Here is a 17226-nt window from a genome sequence, read left to right on the forward strand (position 1 = left end):
TGTGGAGCTTAAGATGAAGACCCGCGCTGCTGTCGCATTCGAGGCCAAAAAGCCTCTTGAAATCGTTGAGGTCGATCTGGAAGGCCCGAAGGCCGGTGAAGTCCTCGTCGAGATAAAGGCGACCGGAATCTGCCACACCGACGCTTACACGCTTGATGGATTCGACAGCGAAGGAATCTTTCCTTCGATTCTCGGTCATGAAGGTGCAGGCATCGTCCGGGAAGTTGGGCCGGGCGTGACGTCGGTCAAGGCCGGCGATCACGTGATTCCGCTCTACACGCCGGAATGCCGTCAATGCAAAAGCTGCCTGAGCGGCAAGACCAATCTTTGCACCGCCATTCGTGCCACCCAGGGCAAGGGGGTGATGCCTGATGGTACCTCGCGCTTCAGCTATCAGGGTAAGCCGATCTACCACTATATGGGCTGCTCGACGTTTTCGAATTTTACCGTGCTGCCGGAGATAGCGGTAGCAAAGATCCGCGAAGACGCGCCCTTCGACAAGAGCTGCTACATCGGTTGTGGGGTGACGACGGGCGTTGGCGCCGTGGTCAATACCGCCAAGGTGACACCGGGCGCCAACGTCGTCGTCTTTGGGCTCGGCGGCATCGGGCTGAACGTCATCCAGGGCGCGAAGATGGTGGGCGCCGACAAGATTGTCGGCGTTGACATCAACGATTCCAAGGAAGACTGGGGCCGCCGTTTCGGCATGACCCATTTCGTCAACCCGACGAAGGTGAGCGACATCGTCCAGCATCTGGTCGGGCTCACCGATGGCGGTGCCGACTACACCTTCGACTGCACCGGAAACACCAACGTCATGCGGCAGGCTCTCGAAGCCTGCCACCGCGGCTGGGGCGTCTCGGTCGTTATCGGGGTCGCGGAGTCCGGCAAGGAAATCGCCACCCGGCCGTTCCAGCTCGTGACCGGCCGTGTCTGGAAGGGAACGGCATTTGGCGGCGCGCGCGGCCGAACGGATGTACCGAAAATCGTTGACTGGTACATGAACGGAAAGATCGAGATCGACCCGATGATCACACATGTCCTCAAGCTGGAGGAGATCAACCATGGATTCGATCTCATGCACCAGGGCAAGTCGATCCGCTCGGTTGTCGTGTTCTGATTGGATAACTTCAAACACAAGGAGGATAGGCCCATGACTGTTCATATCCACCCATCGATTGACAGCGGCGTAAAGAAGGGGACGGGCAATTTCGCCGGCGGGACCCTGGTCTGCAAATGCGCGGACAGGCCGGTGAAGGTCGCCATCAAGGGCGATGTGGCCCACAATCACGCCTGCGGCTGCACCAAATGCTGGAAGCCGGAAGGTGCAACCTTCTCCGTCGTCGCCGTCGTTCCGCGCGACAATGTGAACGTGCTCGAGAACGGCGACAAGTTGCAGATTGTCGACACGTCGGCGACCATCCAGCGCTATGCCTGCAAGGGTTGCGGTACGCATATGTACGGCCGGATCGAGAACACCGGGCATCCATTCTACGGCCTCGACTTCATTCATCCCGAACTGTTCCAGGAAGGTGGATGGGCAGCTCCGGGGTTCGCCGCGTTCGTGTCCTCCGTGCTGGAGTCCGGCGTTCAGCCGGGCGAGATGGATGGAATTAGGGCACGGCTAAAGGAGCTCGGGCTCGAACCCTATGATTGCCTGTCGCCGCCGTTGATGGATGCGATCTCGAGCCATGTGGCGAAAGCCAAGGCCAGAGCGGCCTGAACCAGGCACCTTGATGAAGCAGGCGCCGGCCTGATTCTCGATTCCGAGCTCGCGCTGATGGCCGCCGCCATCAGCGGAGCCGGACACCGCGTACGGGCGAGCAACTCGTTCGGTGATGCCGGCGGGTGAAAGCTGCCGGCCAACAAGGTCGCGCAGCCATTCGCAGCCATTCTTGGCGGACGGCTGGCGCGAGCGTCCTGCACACAATTCTCCTCGCCCCTCGAGTTCCTTGCTTAATCGCCATGCCGTTCATGGCGGCGCGAGCCATCGGCTGCGCTTGACCGATCGTCTGATTTTGCATGCTGCGCCGCGATGAGCTTTGTCGCGGCGGCCGCAATGCTGAGCGCGGGCAGCTCCGAAGGAGTTGACCCCAAGAGCGGTTCCCCTCTATGGACGATGCTGCCCCGACCGCACAGACGTTACCCTGCGAGGATTCCCACAATGCCGATCATCACGGACGCCGCATTCATTCTGCCCGAGGATTTTGCCGATGCAGCGCTGATGGGGCGGATCTGGCGTCCCGACCTTGCCGGCCCGTCCGTGGTCGCGATCCGCCAGGACGGCGTGTTCGACATCACCGACGATTTCCCCACCGCCAGCCAGCTTGCCGCCGTCGCCGATCCGGCCCGGGCGATGCGCGCCACGCCCGGCGAGCGGGTAGGCACGCTGCAGGATCTCTTGAACAACACGCCGCCCGACACCCGCGATCCAACCAGGCCATGGCTGCTTGCCCCGATCGACCTGCAGGTGATCAAGGCCGCCGGCGTCACCTTCGCGGTGTCGATGCTGGAGCGGGTGATCGAGGAGCGGGCGCGCGGCAATCCGGATTCGGCTGAGGCGATCCGGGCCGAGGTGACGCGGATCGTCGGCACCGACCTGTCGCGGTTGAAGCCGGGCTCGGCCGAAGCTCAGCACGTAAAGGACGTGCTGGTTTCCCAGAATGCCTGGAGCCAGTATCTCGAAGTCGGCATCGGGCCGGACGCCGAGGTGTTTACCAAGGCGCCCGTCCTGTCGGCGGTCGGCACATGCGTGGATGCGGGCCTGCATCCGAAATCGACCTGGAATAATCCGGAGCCGGAGGTGGTGCTGGTGGTGGCACGCGACGGGCGCATCGTCGGCGCCACGCTTGGCAACGACGTCAATTTGCGCGACTTCGAGGGACGCTCGGCGCTGCTCTTGTCCAAGGCCAAGGACAACAACGCCTCCTGCGCCATCGGACCGTTCGTCCGGTTCTTCGACGCGAAGTTCACGCTCGACGACATCAGGAAGATGGAGATCACGCTGGAGGTGAAGGGCCCGGAAGGTTTTGTCCTGCACGGCGCATCCTCGCTGACCCAGATCAGCCGCGACCCCGCCGACATCGTCGGGCAGACGATCAACGAAAACCATCAATATCCCGACGGCTTCGTGCTCTTCCTGGGCACCATGTTCGCGCCGATCCAGGACCGTGCCGCGAAGGGGCAGGGGTTTACCCACGTGGAAGGCGATCTGGTGACGGTCGCCGCGCCGAAGCTCGGCCGGCTGACCAATCGCATGCGCCACAGCGGCGACTGCGAACCTTGGCAGTTCGGCCTGACCGAGCTGTTCGCGGCATTAATGCGTCGTAAGGGTGTTGGCCGAAGCAGCAACTAGCCTCGAGCCGCGCTAGCAGGGAGGCCCCTTCGCTATGGCGAAAATCAGGATCGGTCTGGCCGGCTGCGGCTTCGTGTCCGAGCTGCACATGCATGCCTACAGGCGCGTTTACGGCGTGGATATCGAAGTCAGGGCCGTTGCGGCGAGAGGCGATCATGTCGTCGAGTTTGCCCGTCGCCACCAGATCCCGACGGCGTATCGCAGCTTTCGCGACTTGATCGCCGACGCCGACATCGATGTCATCGACATCTGCACGCCACCCAATCTGCATACGTCGATGATCGTCGACGCGATGCGGGCAGGTAAACATGTGATCTGCGAAAAGCCATTCGCAGGCTATTTTGGCCGCGAGGGCGACAAGCTGCCGATCGGCAAACATGTGCCCAAAGCGCTGATGTATGAGCGGGTGCTGGAAGAAATGGCCGCGACCCGCGCGGCGATCGACAAGACCGGCAGGCTCTTCATGTATGCCGAGGACTGGATCTACGCGCCGGCGGTGACCAAGACCGTGGAGATCCTCAAGGCCACCAAAGACAAGATCCTGTTCATGAAGGGGGAGGAGAGTCACTCTGGCTCGCATGCCGCGCACGCCGCGCAATGGGCGATGACCGGCGGCGGCTCGCTGATCCGGATGGGATGCCATCCGCTTTCGGCAGTGCTCTATCTCAAGCAGGTCGAGGCGAAGGCGCGCGGCGAGGCGATCGGCGTCGCGAGTGTTACATGTGACGTCGGCAACGTCACGGCGTGCCTCCGTCCGGATGAACGGGCCGTGCTCAAAGCCAATCCGGTCGATGTCGAAGATTGGGGCATGCTTACGGCGACCTTTTCCGACGGCACCAAGGCCACGGTTTTTTCCGGCGACATGATCCTCGGCGGCGTGCGCAACCTGATCGAAACCTATACCAGCAGCGGCTCGCTATTCGCCAACATCACGCCGAACACGCACATGATGAGCTATCAGACCAGTGAGGAGAAGCTAGCAAGCGTCTACATCACCGAAAAGGTCGATCGGAAGACCGGCTGGCAATATATCTGTCTCGAGGAAGAGTGGACGCGCGGCTATACGCAGGAAATCCAGGACTTCATGGAATGCGTTGCGACCGGCCGGCAGCCGCTGTCGGATCTGACGCTCGCTTTTGAGACCATCAAGGTCAACTACGCCGGCTATTGGGCCGCCGAAGAAGGCCGTCGCGTCATATTGTAAAGGTTTGGTGATATCCGATTGTGGCGCGTCCAGTGGCCACATGGTTCGAGACGCCGCTTCGCGGCTCCTCACCACGAGGATCTATCACCTCATGCGGTTGCGAGACCTCATCCTGAGGAGCGGCGTTAGCCGCGTCTCGAAGGATGAAGCCTCGAACTAGAAAGCCCTAAGCCGCGTAGACCGAGGATTTCGGCAGCGGAAATACCGGGTCCCGTGTCCGGATATTGGTCGGCCAGACCACCGAGATGTGCTCGCCGGCATTTTGCATCACGACCGGGGTCGAGCGCTCGTTCTGGCCGGAGAGCGGCGTGCCGGGCGGGTAGAATTTTACGCCATAGCCCTGGATGGTGCCGCCCGGCGGGATATCCACGTCGAGCGCCGCCTTGCGAACCGCCTCGGGATCGAAGCCGCCGTATTTGTCTTTTGCCACGGGCAGCACATGGTTGAGCAGGATCCAGGTCTGGTTGAATCCCATCGAGCAGTGCGGCGGAACGTCGGTCGCGCCGGTTTTCTCCTTGTAGCGCGCGACCATGATTTTGGTGAGATCGCCGATCCCGGGCGCGAGTTTCGCAGGATCGAGCAACTGCGCCGGCACCGGATCGATATTGCAGAAGTTGTCGATGTCCGCGCCGAATGTCGCGCGCAACTTGTCGAGCTGGCTGTAGCCCGCGCCGGCGCCGAACAGCATCTTGAACTTGAGGCCGTTCTCGCGCGCCTGGCGCAGGAACAGGGTGATATCGGGATTGTATCCCGCATGCGAGATCACGTCCGCTCTGGCGCGCTTGATCTTGGTCACCAGCACCGAAAGGTCGGGGGCGGAGGCGGAATAACCTTCCTTGAGCACGACCTGGAGGCCGGCCTGCTTGGCGTATGCCTCGTCGGCGACGGCGACGCCGACCCCGTAGGGGCCGTCCTCGTGAATCAAAGCGACCTTGACGTCCTTGGGCTCCATGCCGAGCTTGGTTTTGGCATGCTCGCTGATGAAGCTCGCAAAGGCTTGGCCATACTGGTCGGAATGGATTTGCGCGCGGAAGACGTATTGCAGGTTCTTGTCCTTGAACACGGCGGTCGAAACTGCGGTGGTGATCCAGAGGATCTTTTTTTGCTGCTCGACCTTGGCGGCGAGCGGGACCGCGTGCGAGCTCGCATAGACGCCGTTGATGATGTCGATCTTCTCCTGGTCGATCAGCCGATTGGACTCATTGATCGCAACGTCGGGCTTGCTCTGGGAATCGGCGGCGACAGGCGAAACCTTGTACTTGCCGCCGATGCCGCCCTTCTCGTTGACGAGATCGATGGCAATCTGCGCGCCGATCGAGGATGCGACCGACCCGCCGGCGGCAAAGGGACCAGTCAAGTCGTAGATCAGGCCGATGCGCACCGTCTCGGCTTGCGCCATCGCGCGTGTCCAATCGAGGCTGATTACGGCGGCGGCAGCAGCCGTGTTCTTCAGCAGCATTCTGCGCGAAGTTGGCATCGTGTCCTCCCACTGAATTGTCGCCTAGACTGGTTCTTCCAGTTCTCGGTCAAGTATTTGGACAATACGGCAAGAAGTCAACGTGCGCGCGCGTCACGGGTTGCTCATGACTGCGGAAACGCGCTATCTGCGCTTGCCCCGCGTCGACGTCCGGGTGATGCGGATCCTGCCATGGGTTCGCGGCAGGAATTGTGCGCCGCGGGCGCTGAGGAACTCCAGCATGGCGCGTGCCGGGGGCAGCAGGATCTTGTCCTTTCGGGACAGGGCGAACCATTGCCTGACAATGGGAAGGCCAACCACATCGAGCGTGACCAGTCGCCGCTCGTCGAGTTCGGTCGCGACCGTGTGTGCCGAAATAAACGCAATTCCGAGACCCGCGATCACGGCCTGCTTGATCGTCTCGTTGCTGCTCATCGCCATGCCGATTTTCGGTCGAATGCGCGCCGTTTCGAATAGCTGCTCCATTAGGCCGCGCGTGCCCGAACCGGGTTCGCGCGTCAGAAACGTCTCGTCGGCAAGATCGCTCAGCGGGATGCGGGATTTGCGCACCAGGCGATGGCTCGTCGGCGCGATGATGACGTGGGGGTGATCGCCGATCGGGTGAACGTCCATGTCGATGTCCACCGGCGGGCGGCCCATGATTGCGAAATCGAGATCGTAGCCGCGTAGCGCCGTGCCGATCTCCTGCCGGTTTCCGATCGAGAGCGTGACATCGATGTTCGGGTGCCGTTTCGAAAATCCGGAGATCATGAACGGCACGAAGTATTTCGCGGTGCTGACGGCGCCGATTGAGATGCGGCCCGCGGTCTTTCCCGCCATCATCTCGAGCGAGGTCTCGCAGTCCGCAATCGCAGCTTCGATACGCTCAGAGAGCGAGAGCACCTCCCGCCCGGCATCGGTCAACAGCATTCCGTCATTGGTACGCTGAATCAACGGCAGGCCCGCAAGCTCCTGCAGATTGCGGATCTGCAGTGTGACGGCTGGCTGCGTAAGATGCAGATGTTTGGCGGCTGCAGTAACCGACCGGTCCCTGTGAACGGCTGCGAGCGCGCGCAACTGGCGAATGGTCAATTCCCGCGGAAATCTGCCTGCCATGGGGCACCTATATAAGAAAAACTTTGCCAAAGCCAAAGATAAGAAAATTTCACTAATTTTGCAAACTGGGTTGTTGTGTGAAGCGCGGCGTGCCTGATGGCATGACGTTGGAGTGGCTCCGCAGAGAGCGCCAATCGGGGACGGCCATGGACACACGTATAACCCTATGCTCGCATCTCGATCATGCGGGGTCGGAGACCCCGGCCGGCCCCGCCGTGGCCGCCGTGATCGAGGCGATTGCCGCTGCGGCGATCGGCCTTTCCGATCTCATCGCCGATGGACCGCTGGCGGGCATTACCGGACGAACCCATGGCGTCAATTCCGATGGCGACCATCAGAAGGACATCGACCTCGCAGCCGACGCGATGATGCGCGCGGCGTTACGTGCCACCCCAGTCGCCGCCGTCCTGTCCGAGGAACAGGATGGGCCTGAGGTGCTCAATGCCGAGGCGTCTCTCTGCGTCGCGATCGATCCGCTGGATGGATCGGCCAACCTCGAAAACAACATTTCGGTCGGAACCATCTTTTCGATTCGCTTGCGCGGCAACGATATCATCTCGACCTTCTTCGAGCCCGGCACGGCGCAGTGCGCCGCAGGTTTCGTGGTCTACGGCCCTCAAACCACGCTGGTTCTGGCGTTCGACGAGCGTGTCGACATCTTCATTCTGGACCGGCGTAACAGGGAATTCCTGCTGGTCGCGCGCCGCGTAAGGATTGCGCCCAACACGCCTGAGTTCGCCATCAACGCGTCGAACCAGCGGCACTGGCACGGGCCGGTGCGGACCTATATTGACGAATGCCTTGCTGGCACCAACGGCAACGGTGCATTCGATTTCAACATGCGATGGATCGGCTCGCTGGTTGCGGAGTCGCTTCGCATTCTCGTTCGCGGCGGCGTGTTCCTGTACCCGGCGGACGCGCGTCCGGGATATCGGGAGGGGCGTCTTCGCCTGCTCTACGAGGCGCATCCGATGGCGCTCGTGATGGAGTGGGCGGGGGGCGCCGCGTCCACCGGTCGCCGGCGCATTCTCGAACTTTCGGCGAGAACGCCGCACCAGCGGGTGCCGCTGATCATGGGCTCAACGCGCGGCGTCCGCGACGTTACCGCCATTCACGAACGTATCGAACCGATGTTCGACAATAGCGACGCGCCGCTGTTCGCGCGGCGCGGCCTGTTTCTCTGATCGGAAACCAGATGTCACGTAGCTATCCCATCATATCGATTACGGGATCGTCCGGCGCCGGCACGAGCTCGGTGAAGAAGACGTTTGAAAATATCTTCCGCCGCGAAAAGGTCGCGGCCGCCTATGTCGAGGGCGATGCCTTCCACCGCTACAACCGCTTTGAGATGCGCACCAAAATGGCGGAAGAAGCCGAACGCGGCAACAAGCACTTCAGCCATTTCAGCCCGGAAACGAACCTGTTCGAGGAGCTGGAGAAACTGTTCCGCGACTACGGCGAGTCCGGGACCGGGACCACCAGGCATTACGTGCACGATCATGAAGAGGCCAAGCTCTATGGCGCAGATCCGGGCACATTCACGAAATGGGAGCCGTTGCCCGAAAAGTCGGATCTGTTGTTCTATGAAGGTCTGCATGGCGCTGTTGTGACCGACAAGGTCAATATCGCGCAGCATGCCGATCTCAAGATCGGCGTCGTTCCCGTCATCAATCTGGAGTGGATCCAGAAGCTGCATCGCGACCGCAGCGACCGCGGCTACACCGCGGAGGCGGTAACCGACACCATCCTGCGGCGGATGCCGGATTACGTAAATTACATCTGCCCGCAATTCACCGAGACCGACATCAACTTCCAGCGTGTGCCGACGGTCGACACGTCGAACCCGTTCATTGCGCGCTGGATACCGACGCCAGATGAATCGATGGTGGTGATCCGGCTCAAGAATCCGCGCGGCATCGACTTTCCCTACCTGCTGTCGATGATTCCGAACAGCTTCATGTCGCGGGCCAACTCGATCGTGATCCACGGCTCGAAGCTCGATCTCGCGATGCAGCTCATCCTCACTCCGTTGATCCTGCAACTGATGGAACGCAAGAGGCGCATGCTATGACCGATCTCGCTCTGTCCCGTATCGCCACCCGCCCGATTGTTTCGCATGCGGAAATGGCAAACGCGATCCGCTTTCTGGCAATCGATGCCGTCGAAAAGGCGAAGTCGGGCCATCCGGGCATGCCGATGGGGATGGCCGATGTGGCCACAGTGCTGTTCTCGCGGTTCCTCAAATTCGATGCCGCCGATCCGGCGTGGCCGGATCGCGACCGGTTCGTATTGTCGGCCGGTCACGGCTCGATGCTGCTGTATGCGCTGCTGCATTTGACCGGCTATGAGGGCGTGACGACGGACGAGTTGAGGGCGTTCAGGCAGTGGGGATCGAAGACCCCCGGCCATCCGGAGTACGGGCACACGCCCGGCGTGGAGACCACCACGGGGCCGCTGGGGCAGGGGATCGCGACCGCGGTCGGCATGGCGCTGGCCGAGCGCCTCATGAATGCACGCTTCGGCGACGATCTGGTCGATCACTACACCTATGTGATCGCCGGCGACGGCTGCCTGATGGAGGGCCTCAGCCAGGAAGCTATTTCGCTGGCGGGACATCTGAAGCTCGGCCGGCTGATCGTGCTGTATGACGACAACGAAATCTCGATCGACGGATCGACTTCGCTGTCATGCTCGGATGACCAACTCGCGCGCTTCAAGGCGTCGGGCTGGTCGGCAAGCCGGATCGATGGCCATGACCCCGAAGCGATCGCTGCAGCGATCCGGCACGCCCGGCACGATAGCCGGCCATCCCTGATTGCCTGCCGCACGGTGATCGGTTTCGGTGCGCCCAACCGGCAGGGGACGGAGAAGGTCCATGGCGCCCCGCTCGGCGCGGATGAAGTCGAGAAGACGCGCGGCAGGTTGAACTGGCCGCATGCGCCGTTTCACGTTCCAGGAGCTGTCATCGATGCCTGGCGCGAAGTCGGTGCACAAGGACGTGCGGCACGGCGGGCGTGGATCGAGCGAAGCAGGCGCCCCGGCTCGACGGCACGGTCACCGTTTCACGATGCACTGAATCGAAGGTTGCCCTGCGGATATGCCGACGCGATGGCGCAGATACGGATCCGGTTCGGTACCGAGCGGCCGAAAATCGCTACCCGGCAAGCGTCGCAATTGGTGATCGACGTGATCGCGGAAGCGCTACCCAATCTGCTCGGCGGCTCGGCCGACCTTACCCATTCGAACCTGACGCGGGCGAAGACGCAGCAACCGGTGCGGCCTGATGCCCTCGATGGCAGCTATATCCATTACGGTGTCCGTGAGCATGCCATGGCGGCTGCGATGAACGGTATCGCACTGCATGGCGGCTTCATCCCCTATGGCGGCACGTTTCTCAGCTTTGCCGATTACAGCCGCCCTGCGATCAGGTTAGCCGCGTTGATGAAGATCCGCGTTATCCATGTGATGACGCATGACTCGATCGGGCTGGGCGAAGACGGTCCGACGCATCAGCCGGTCGAGCATCTGGCATCGCTGCGGGCGATACCGAATCTGCTGGTATTCCGCCCGGGCGACGCGGTCGAGACGGCGGAGGCGTGGGATTGCGCGCTGCGGGCAGACACAAGTCCTTCGGTGCTGTGCCTGTCACGCCAGGCGCTCCCGACGTTCCGCGAGACCGCTGGCGAAACCAATCTGGTCGGGTTCGGCGCCTACGTCGTCGTCGAACCCGAGAACGGCCGTGACGTCACCTTGATCGCAACCGGCTCCGAATTATCGATCGCGTTCGAGGCGGCCAGATTGCTCGAGAAAGACAACGTCCGCGCCGCGGTCGTCTCGGCGCCGTGCTTCGAGCTGTTTCGTCAGCAATCCCTGGAATACCGGACCGCCGTTCTCGGGCGCGTTCCGAGGGTCGGCGTCGAGGCAGCGGTCGAGGGCGACTGGGCGCGCTGGCTTGGCGATGGCGGCGAGTTCGTCGGCATGACGGGCTTCGGGGCATCCGCTCCGGCTGAAATTCTCTATCGGGAGTTTGGCATCACGCCGGAGGCTGTCGCGGCGGCCGCCACGCGTTGCCTCGCCCGAACGAGAATGGCGACGACCTATTCATGATGGCGAATAAAACACTGGAAGACGAAAGGAGGCGCCGATGGCCAGAATCACGCTGAGGCAACTGCTGGATCATGCCGCCGAGCATGGTTACGGCGTGCCGGCATTCAACATCAACAATATGGAGCAGGGTCTCGCGATCATGGATGCGGCGGCTTCTGTCGATGCGCCCGTGATCATCCAGGCTTCGCGGGGCGCGCGCTCCTATGCCAACGACATCATGCTCTCGAAGATGATCGACGCGCTGGAAGAGATGCATCCGCAGATTCCGCTCTGCCTGCATCAGGACCACGGCAACGAGGAATCGACCTGTGCCACCGCGCTGCAGCACGGCTTCACTTCCGTCATGATGGACGGTTCGCTGAAAGCCGACGCCAAGAGCCCGGCAAGCTATGAATACAATGTCGACATCACCCGCCGCGTGGTCGACATGGCGCACTGGATCGGCGCCTCGGTCGAAGGCGAGTTGGGCGTGCTCGGCTCGCTCGAACATGGCGGCGGCGAACAGGAAGACGGCCATGGCGTCGAAGGCGAGGTCAGCCACGATCAACTGCTGACCGATCCCGATCAGGCGGTCGATTTCGTTCGTGCCACCAAGGTCGATGCGCTGGCAATTGCGATGGGCACCTCGCACGGCGCGTATAAATTCTCGCGCAAACCGGACGGCGACATTCTTGCGATGCGGGTGGTGGAGGAAATCCATCGCCGGCTGCCGAACACGCATCTGGTGATGCACGGCTCGTCGTCGGTGCCGCAGCCGCTGCAGGACGCCTTCAATGCATTCGGCGGCGAGATGCCGCAGACCTGGGGCGTTCCGGTCGAGGAAATCGTCCGTGGCATCAGGCATGGCGTCCGCAAGGTCAATATCGACACCGACTGCCGGTTGGCGATGACCGCGGCGTTCCGCAAGGTGGCGACGCAAAGCAGAAGCGAATTCGATCCGCGCAAATTCCTCAAACCGGCGATGGATGGCTTACGCGACCTCTGCCGCGAGCGCTTCGAACAGTTCGGCACCGCGGGCCATGCTTCCGAGATCAAGGTCATTCCGTTGGCCGAGATGGCAAAGCGCTACCGCTCGGGCGCGCTCGATCCACGTATGGGAGGAATGGCCGATGCCGCCGAATGAACTGATGACCACCACGATCCCGACCAGTCGCCGCACACCACCTGAGGAGAGCAACATGAACATGCACTCGATGACCGTTCGCGGCAAGGATCGCTACAAATCCGGCGTCCTCGAATACAAGAAGATGGGCTACTGGGAGCCCGACTACCAGCCAAAGGACACCGACATCATCGCACTGTTCCGGGTGACGCCGCAGGATGGCGTCGATCCGGTCGAAGCCTCCGCGGCGGTGGCCGGCGAATCCTCGACCGCGACGTGGACGGTGGTCTGGACCGACCGGCTGACGGCTGCAGAAAAGTACCGCGCGAAATGCTTCCGGGTCGATCCCGTTCCGAACTCGCCGGGGCAGTATTTTGCCTACATCGCCTATGACCTCGACCTGTTCGAGTCCGGATCGATCGCCAACCTCTCGGCCTCGATCATCGGCAACGTGTTCGGCTTCAAGCCCTTGAAGGCGCTGCGGCTCGAGGACATGCGGCTGCCGGTGGCCTATGTGAAGACATTCCAGGGCCCGGCGACCGGTATCGTGGTCGAGCGCGAGCGGATGGACAAGTTCGGCCGCCCGCTGCTCGGCGCCACCGTGAAGCCGAAGCTCGGGCTGTCAGGCCGCAACTATGGACGCGTGGTTTATGAGGCGCTGAAGGGCGGGCTCGACTTCACCAAGGACGACGAGAACATCAACTCGCAGCCCTTCATGCACTGGCGGGAGCGGTTCCTCTATTGCATGGAGGCCGTCAACAAGGCGCAGGCTGCGTCCGGCGAGATCAAGGGCACCTATCTCAACGTCACCGCCGGCACCATGGAGGACATGTACGAGCGTGCCGAGTTCGCCAAGGAACTTGGCTCGGTCATCATCATGATCGATCTCGTGATCGGCTATACCGCGATCCAGTCGATGGCCAAATGGGCGCGCCGTAACGATATGATCCTGCATCTGCATCGGGCAGGGCATTCGACCTATACGAGGCAGCGCAGTCACGGCGTCTCGTTCCGCGTCATCGCCAAGTGGATGCGGCTTGCGGGCGTCGATCACATCCATGCCGGCACCGTGGTTGGCAAGCTCGAGGGCGATCCGGCGACGACGCGCGGCTATTACGATATCTGCCGCGAGGATTACAATCCGGCGCGGCTGGAGCACGGCGTGTTCTTCGATCAGCACTGGGCGAGCCTCAACAAGCTGATGCCGGTGGCGTCGGGTGGCATTCATGCCGGGCAGATGCACCAACTGCTCGATCATCTCGGCGAAGACGTGATCCTGCAGTTCGGTGGCGGCACCATCGGTCATCCCATGGGCATTCAGGCCGGCGCCACCGCCAACCGCGTGGCGCTGGAAGCGATGATCCTCGCCCGCAATGAAGGCCGCGACTATCTGCGCGAGGGCCCCGAGATTCTGGCCAAGGCGGCGGAGACCTGCACGCCGCTGAAGTCGGCGCTCGAGGTCTGGAAGGACGTCACCTTCAACTATGAATCGACCGACATGCCGGACTACGTCCCCACGCCCTCTGTCGCGATGTAAGGAGAGTAAATCATGCGTGTTACCCAAGGCTGCTTCTCGTTCCTGCCCGATCTCACCGACGAGCAGATTTCCCGCCAGGTCCAGTATTGCCTGGAGCAGGGGTGGGCGGTGAACATCGAATTTACCGACGATCCGCATCCCCGTAATAATTTCTGGGAAATGTGGGGATTGCCGATGTTCGATCTCCGCGACGCTGCCGGTGTCATGATGGAGCTGAATGAGTGCCGCAAGGTGTATGGTAACAGCTACATCCGCCTGTCGGCGTTCGATTCCAGTCACGGCTGGGAATCGGTGCGGCTGTCCTTCATCGTCAACCGGCCGAAGGACGAGCCCGGCTTCCGCCTCGAGCGGCATGAAATGGCCGGCCGCAACATCCGCTACACGACCTCGTCATACGCCACCGATCGCCCGGAGGGCCGGCGCTACGGTTAGGCTCGCGTTCTGTCCGGCAGACGCGTTCTCCCTGATCGTGCCTTCGTCTGCAGGATGCACTGCTCCGTCGCTGCAGAGCGGCGACGGAGTTTTTTCAAAGTACGAGTGCAGCGCATTGAGGTTTGGCAGATGGACCTGGATACCGCCCCAATGACTGATGCGGTCAACCTCCGCGATGAACTCGAAGCCGTCGGCATCGAGGAGATCCTTTCGCAGCTCGACCGCGAACTGATCGGGCTGAAGCCGGTAAAGACGCGCATCCGCGAGATTGCGTCGCTGCTTCTGATTGAACGCATTCGCAAGCGCATGGGACTGACGTCGGACGCGCCGACGCTGCACATGTCATTTACAGGAAATCCCGGCACCGGAAAGACCACGGTTGCGCTACGGATCGCCAGCATCCTGCACCGGCTCGGTTTCGTGCGCCGCGGCCAGGTGGTCTCGGTGACGCGCGACGAACTGGTCGGGCAATATATCGGTCACACCGCGCCGAAGACCAAGGAGATCCTGAAGAAGGCGATGGGCGGCGTGCTGTTCATCGACGAGGCCTATTATCTGCACCGGCCCGACAACGAGCGCGACTACGGCCAGGAGGCGATCGAGATCCTGCTGCAGGTGATGGAAACGCAGCGCGAGGATCTGGTCGTGATCCTCGCCGGATACGGCGATCGCATGGACAAGTTTTTCGCCAGCAACCCCGGCTTCCGTTCACGTATCGCGCACCACATCGACTTTCCGGATTATTCCGACGATGAGTTGCTCGATATCGCAGAGCTGATGCTGCGCGACATGAACTACGGTTTCACGCCGGATGCGCGTGCGGAGTTCGTTCGCTACATTGCATTGCGCAAGAAGCAGCCGCTGTTCTCCAACGCCCGCTCGATCCGCAACGCTTTGGACCGCCTGCGGCTGCGCCAGGCCAATCGCCTCGTCGCAGATCTCGATCATGTCCTGACAGTGGACGATATCCGGTCGATTGAGGCGTCGGACGTGCTTGCGAGCCGCGTGTTCAGGAAGGCCGGAAAATCCGCCGAAGCGAGTTAGCTTGTACCTTCTGTGGGTACGGGGATAGACGACGATCGGCGGAGCTAACGCTGTAGCGCCGTTTCAGGGATTGCCCTGCGAACCACTTCGCGCATCGCAAAGCTCGAATGGATTCGCGCGACGCCGGGCATCCGCGAAAGATGCTGCTTGTGAATCCGCTCGAAGTCCGCGATGTCGCGCGCGATCACCTGCAGATGATAGTCATCGCTGCCCGACATCAGGTGGCAGGACACCACGTCGGGACAACGGGCGATCGCCGCTTCGAACGCGGCGAGATATTCCTCGCTCTGTTTTTCCAGCGTGATGGTGACGACAACCGTGGTGACGAGCCCGAGCGCAGTCGGTTCGAGATCGGCCCGATAGCCGCGAATGATGCCGGTTTCCTCGAGCTGACGAATACGGCGCGCGCAGGCAGTCGGCGACAGCCCGACTTTTTCGGCGAGCTCGATTTGGCTCGCCCTCGCATCGGAGAGCAATTCGGTCAGAATCCGAAGATCAATACGATCCAGCTCGATCATGCCATTATTCTCTAATAAGCGATGCTATTGAGCAGAATATCTGCGCAAATGAAGCCCGGCAAGCCGCAATTCGCAGAGAAGCGTTGCTCGTTCAGGAGTAATTTCTTGGCATCGGACAGCAGACTCCAATGCAGGAGCCAAGGCGATGCGGATCGGTGTGCCCAGGGAAATCAAGGTCGAGGAGTACCGCGTCGGTCTGACGCCGGCGTCGGTGCGGGAATATGTGGCGGATGGACACGAAGTGATCGTCGAGCAAGGTGCCGGGCTCGGCATTGGCGCCAGCGATGATATCTACCGTTCGGCCGGCGCAGCGATCGTGGACACGGCAGCCGAGATCTTCGCGACCGCCGACATGGTGGTCAAGGTCAAGGAGCCGCAGCCGGCGGAATGGCGCCAGCTTCGCGAGAACCAGATCCTCTTCACCTATCTGCACCTTGCGCCGGACACCGCGCAGACCAAGGGGCTTCTCGCATCCGGCTGCACCGCGATCGCCTACGAGACGGTGACGGATGCCCATGGCGGGCTCCCGCTGCTGGCGCCGATGAGCGAGGTGGCGGGACGGTTGGCGATCGAGGCGGCGGGTGCCGCCTTGCGAAAATCGGCGGATGGCATGGGCAAGCTGATCGGCGGCGTGCCCGGCGTCGCTCCGAGCAGGATCGCCGTGATCGGCGGCGGCGTGGTCGGCACGCATGCCGCGCGGATGGCCGCAGGTCTCGGCGCCGATATCGTCATCCTTGACCGCTCGCTGCCGCGGCTTCGCGTCCTTGACGAGATGTTCCTCGGCCGCGTTCGGACGCGCTACGCAACGCTGGAGGCGATCGAGGAGGAGATCATCGGCGCTGACGTCGTCATTGGCGCGGTGCTGGTGCCGGGCGCCAGCGCGCCGAAACTCGTCTCCCGCGCGCATCTCGCCCGCATGAAGCGCCGCGCCGTGCTGGTCGATGTTGCGATCGACCAAGGGGGCTGCTTCGAGACGTCGCGGCCGACGACCCATCAGGCGCCGACCTATCTGGTCGACGAGATCGTGCATTATTGCGTCGCCAACATGCCCGGCGCCGTGCCGGTGACGTCGAGCCACGCGCTCAACAATGCCACGCTGCCGTTCGGCCTTGCGTTGGCCGGGAAAGGCATCCGCGCGCTGATCGAAGATCCGCATCTGCGCGCCGGGCTCAACGTGCATCGCGGGCAGATCACCAACCGTGCAGTCGCCGACAGCCAGAATTTGCCCGCGGCGGCGCCCGAGAAAATTCTGGCGGCGTAAAGCCCGCCGGCTGATGATCCGTCAAGGCATGCGACGAACGCGCGCTTGCGCAACCGGTCAATCGGCGGGTGAGCCTATTCGAGCTTCTCGACAT

15 protein-coding genes are annotated in these 17226 nt (G+C 62.1%); 12 read left to right on the plus strand and 3 right to left on the minus strand.

What is annotated here, in order from left to right; all coding sequences use genetic code 11:
• The first annotated feature begins 13 nt into the window (after nt 1–13).
• The 4 genes from GWE18_RS01835 to GWE18_RS01850 all read left to right on the plus strand — a co-directional run bounded on the left by GWE18_RS01835 (nt 14) and on the right by GWE18_RS01850 (nt 4559).
• Entirely contained in the window at nt 14–1120 is a 1107-nt protein-coding gene (locus GWE18_RS01835) for an S-(hydroxymethyl)glutathione dehydrogenase/class III alcohol dehydrogenase (protein ID WP_275184097.1), read from the plus strand.
• Nucleotides 1121–1153: 33 nt separating this feature from the next.
• On the plus strand, nt 1154–1723 hold the full coding sequence (gene gfa / locus GWE18_RS01840) for an S-(hydroxymethyl)glutathione synthase (protein WP_275184098.1): 570 nt from the start codon (nt 1154–1156) through the stop codon (nt 1721–1723).
• A gap of 441 nt (nt 1724–2164) precedes the next feature.
• The gene (locus tag GWE18_RS01845; RefSeq protein WP_275184099.1) at nt 2165–3355 is read left to right on the plus strand and encodes a fumarylacetoacetate hydrolase family protein; all 1191 of its coding nucleotides are present in this window, start codon (nt 2165–2167) and stop codon (nt 3353–3355) included.
• A gap of 34 nt (nt 3356–3389) precedes the next feature.
• Nucleotides 3390–4559, plus strand: a complete 1170-nt coding sequence (locus GWE18_RS01850) for a Gfo/Idh/MocA family oxidoreductase (RefSeq protein ID WP_275184100.1) — start codon at nt 3390–3392, stop codon at nt 4557–4559.
• A gap of 166 nt (nt 4560–4725) precedes the next feature.
• Here the strand turns inward: GWE18_RS01850 and GWE18_RS01855 are convergent, their stop codons facing one another.
• Nucleotides 4726–6036, minus strand: a complete 1311-nt coding sequence (locus GWE18_RS01855) for an ABC transporter substrate-binding protein (RefSeq protein ID WP_275184101.1) — start codon at nt 6034–6036, stop codon at nt 4726–4728.
• Nucleotides 6037–6159: 123 nt separating this feature from the next.
• Entirely contained in the window at nt 6160–7131 is a 972-nt protein-coding gene (locus tag GWE18_RS01860; RefSeq protein WP_057902031.1) for a LysR family transcriptional regulator, read from the minus strand.
• Between the two features lie 146 nt (nt 7132–7277).
• Between GWE18_RS01860 and GWE18_RS01865 the strand changes: the two genes are divergently transcribed.
• The 7 genes from GWE18_RS01865 to cbbX all read left to right on the plus strand — a co-directional run bounded on the left by GWE18_RS01865 (nt 7278) and on the right by cbbX (nt 15353).
• Nucleotides 7278–8315, plus strand: a complete 1038-nt coding sequence (locus GWE18_RS01865; protein WP_275184102.1) for a class 1 fructose-bisphosphatase — start codon at nt 7278–7280, stop codon at nt 8313–8315.
• An 11-nt stretch (nt 8316–8326) separates the two neighbouring features.
• Nucleotides 8327–9202 carry a phosphoribulokinase gene (locus GWE18_RS01870; RefSeq protein WP_275184103.1) on the plus strand — a complete coding sequence of 292 codons (876 nt, stop codon included), beginning with the start codon at nt 8327–8329 and terminating at the stop codon, nt 9200–9202.
• Nucleotides 9199–11238 carry a transketolase gene (gene tkt, locus GWE18_RS01875; protein WP_275184104.1) on the plus strand — a complete coding sequence of 680 codons (2040 nt, stop codon included), beginning with the start codon at nt 9199–9201 and terminating at the stop codon, nt 11236–11238. The genes GWE18_RS01870 and tkt overlap by 4 nt, the downstream gene beginning before the upstream one ends.
• A gap of 37 nt (nt 11239–11275) precedes the next feature.
• Nucleotides 11276–12361 carry a class II fructose-bisphosphate aldolase gene (gene fba / locus GWE18_RS01880; RefSeq protein WP_275184105.1) on the plus strand — a complete coding sequence of 362 codons (1086 nt, stop codon included), beginning with the start codon at nt 11276–11278 and terminating at the stop codon, nt 12359–12361.
• A 55-nt stretch (nt 12362–12416) separates the two neighbouring features.
• A complete protein-coding gene (locus GWE18_RS01885) occupies nt 12417–13877 on the plus strand; it encodes a form I ribulose bisphosphate carboxylase large subunit (protein WP_275184644.1) in 1461 nt (486 codons plus the stop codon).
• A gap of 12 nt (nt 13878–13889) precedes the next feature.
• Nucleotides 13890–14309, plus strand: coding sequence for a ribulose bisphosphate carboxylase small subunit (locus GWE18_RS01890; protein ID WP_275184106.1), 420 nt, complete (start codon nt 13890–13892; stop codon nt 14307–14309).
• A 150-nt stretch (nt 14310–14459) separates the two neighbouring features.
• On the plus strand, nt 14460–15353 hold the full coding sequence (cbbX, locus tag GWE18_RS01895; protein ID WP_275184107.1) for a CbbX protein: 894 nt from the start codon (nt 14460–14462) through the stop codon (nt 15351–15353).
• Between the two features lie 44 nt (nt 15354–15397).
• Here cbbX and GWE18_RS01900 read toward each other — a convergent pair whose 3' ends face one another.
• On the minus strand, nt 15398–15871 hold the full coding sequence (locus GWE18_RS01900) for an Lrp/AsnC family transcriptional regulator (protein ID WP_082646043.1): 474 nt from the start codon (nt 15869–15871) through the stop codon (nt 15398–15400).
• 145 nt (nt 15872–16016) lie between these two features.
• Between GWE18_RS01900 and ald the strand changes: the two genes are divergently transcribed.
• Nucleotides 16017–17132 (plus strand): alanine dehydrogenase, encoded by a 1116-nt coding sequence (gene ald, locus GWE18_RS01905; RefSeq protein ID WP_275184108.1) that lies wholly within the window; start codon nt 16017–16019, stop codon nt 17130–17132.
• Nucleotides 17133–17226 lie beyond the last annotated feature (94 nt).

Origin of the sequence: Bradyrhizobium sp. CSA112 (assembly GCF_029051645.1) — a bacterium.
GTDB lineage: Bacteria > Pseudomonadota > Alphaproteobacteria > Rhizobiales > Xanthobacteraceae > Bradyrhizobium.

Bases quoted from the DNA above. Each gene is read 5' to 3' on its own strand.
- GWE18_RS01860 (WP_057902031.1), bottom strand. From the start codon at position 7,131: ATGGCAGGCAGATTTCCGCGGGAATTGACCATTCGCCAGTTGCGCGCG.
- GWE18_RS01855 (WP_275184101.1), bottom strand. From the start codon at position 6,036: ATGCCAACTTCGCGCAGAATGCTGCTGAAGAACACGGCTGCTGCCGCC.
- GWE18_RS01870 (WP_275184103.1), top strand. From the start codon at position 8,327: ATGTCACGTAGCTATCCCATCATATCGATTACGGGATCGTCCGGCGCC.
- gfa (WP_275184098.1), top strand. From the start codon at position 1,154: ATGACTGTTCATATCCACCCATCGATTGACAGCGGCGTAAAGAAGGGG.
- GWE18_RS01850 (WP_275184100.1), top strand. From the start codon at position 3,390: ATGGCGAAAATCAGGATCGGTCTGGCCGGCTGCGGCTTCGTGTCCGAG.
- GWE18_RS01900 (WP_082646043.1), bottom strand. From the start codon at position 15,871: ATGATCGAGCTGGATCGTATTGATCTTCGGATTCTGACCGAATTGCTC.
- GWE18_RS01890 (WP_275184106.1), top strand. From the start codon at position 13,890: ATGCGTGTTACCCAAGGCTGCTTCTCGTTCCTGCCCGATCTCACCGAC.
- tkt (WP_275184104.1), top strand. From the start codon at position 9,199: ATGACCGATCTCGCTCTGTCCCGTATCGCCACCCGCCCGATTGTTTCG.
- cbbX (WP_275184107.1), top strand. From the start codon at position 14,460: ATGACTGATGCGGTCAACCTCCGCGATGAACTCGAAGCCGTCGGCATC.
- GWE18_RS01845 (WP_275184099.1), top strand. From the start codon at position 2,165: ATGCCGATCATCACGGACGCCGCATTCATTCTGCCCGAGGATTTTGCC.
- fba (WP_275184105.1), top strand. From the start codon at position 11,276: ATGGCCAGAATCACGCTGAGGCAACTGCTGGATCATGCCGCCGAGCAT.
- ald (WP_275184108.1), top strand. From the start codon at position 16,017: ATGCGGATCGGTGTGCCCAGGGAAATCAAGGTCGAGGAGTACCGCGTC.
- GWE18_RS01885 (WP_275184644.1), top strand. From the start codon at position 12,417: ATGAACATGCACTCGATGACCGTTCGCGGCAAGGATCGCTACAAATCC.
- GWE18_RS01835 (WP_275184097.1), top strand. From the start codon at position 14: ATGAAGACCCGCGCTGCTGTCGCATTCGAGGCCAAAAAGCCTCTTGAA.
- GWE18_RS01865 (WP_275184102.1), top strand. From the start codon at position 7,278: ATGGACACACGTATAACCCTATGCTCGCATCTCGATCATGCGGGGTCG.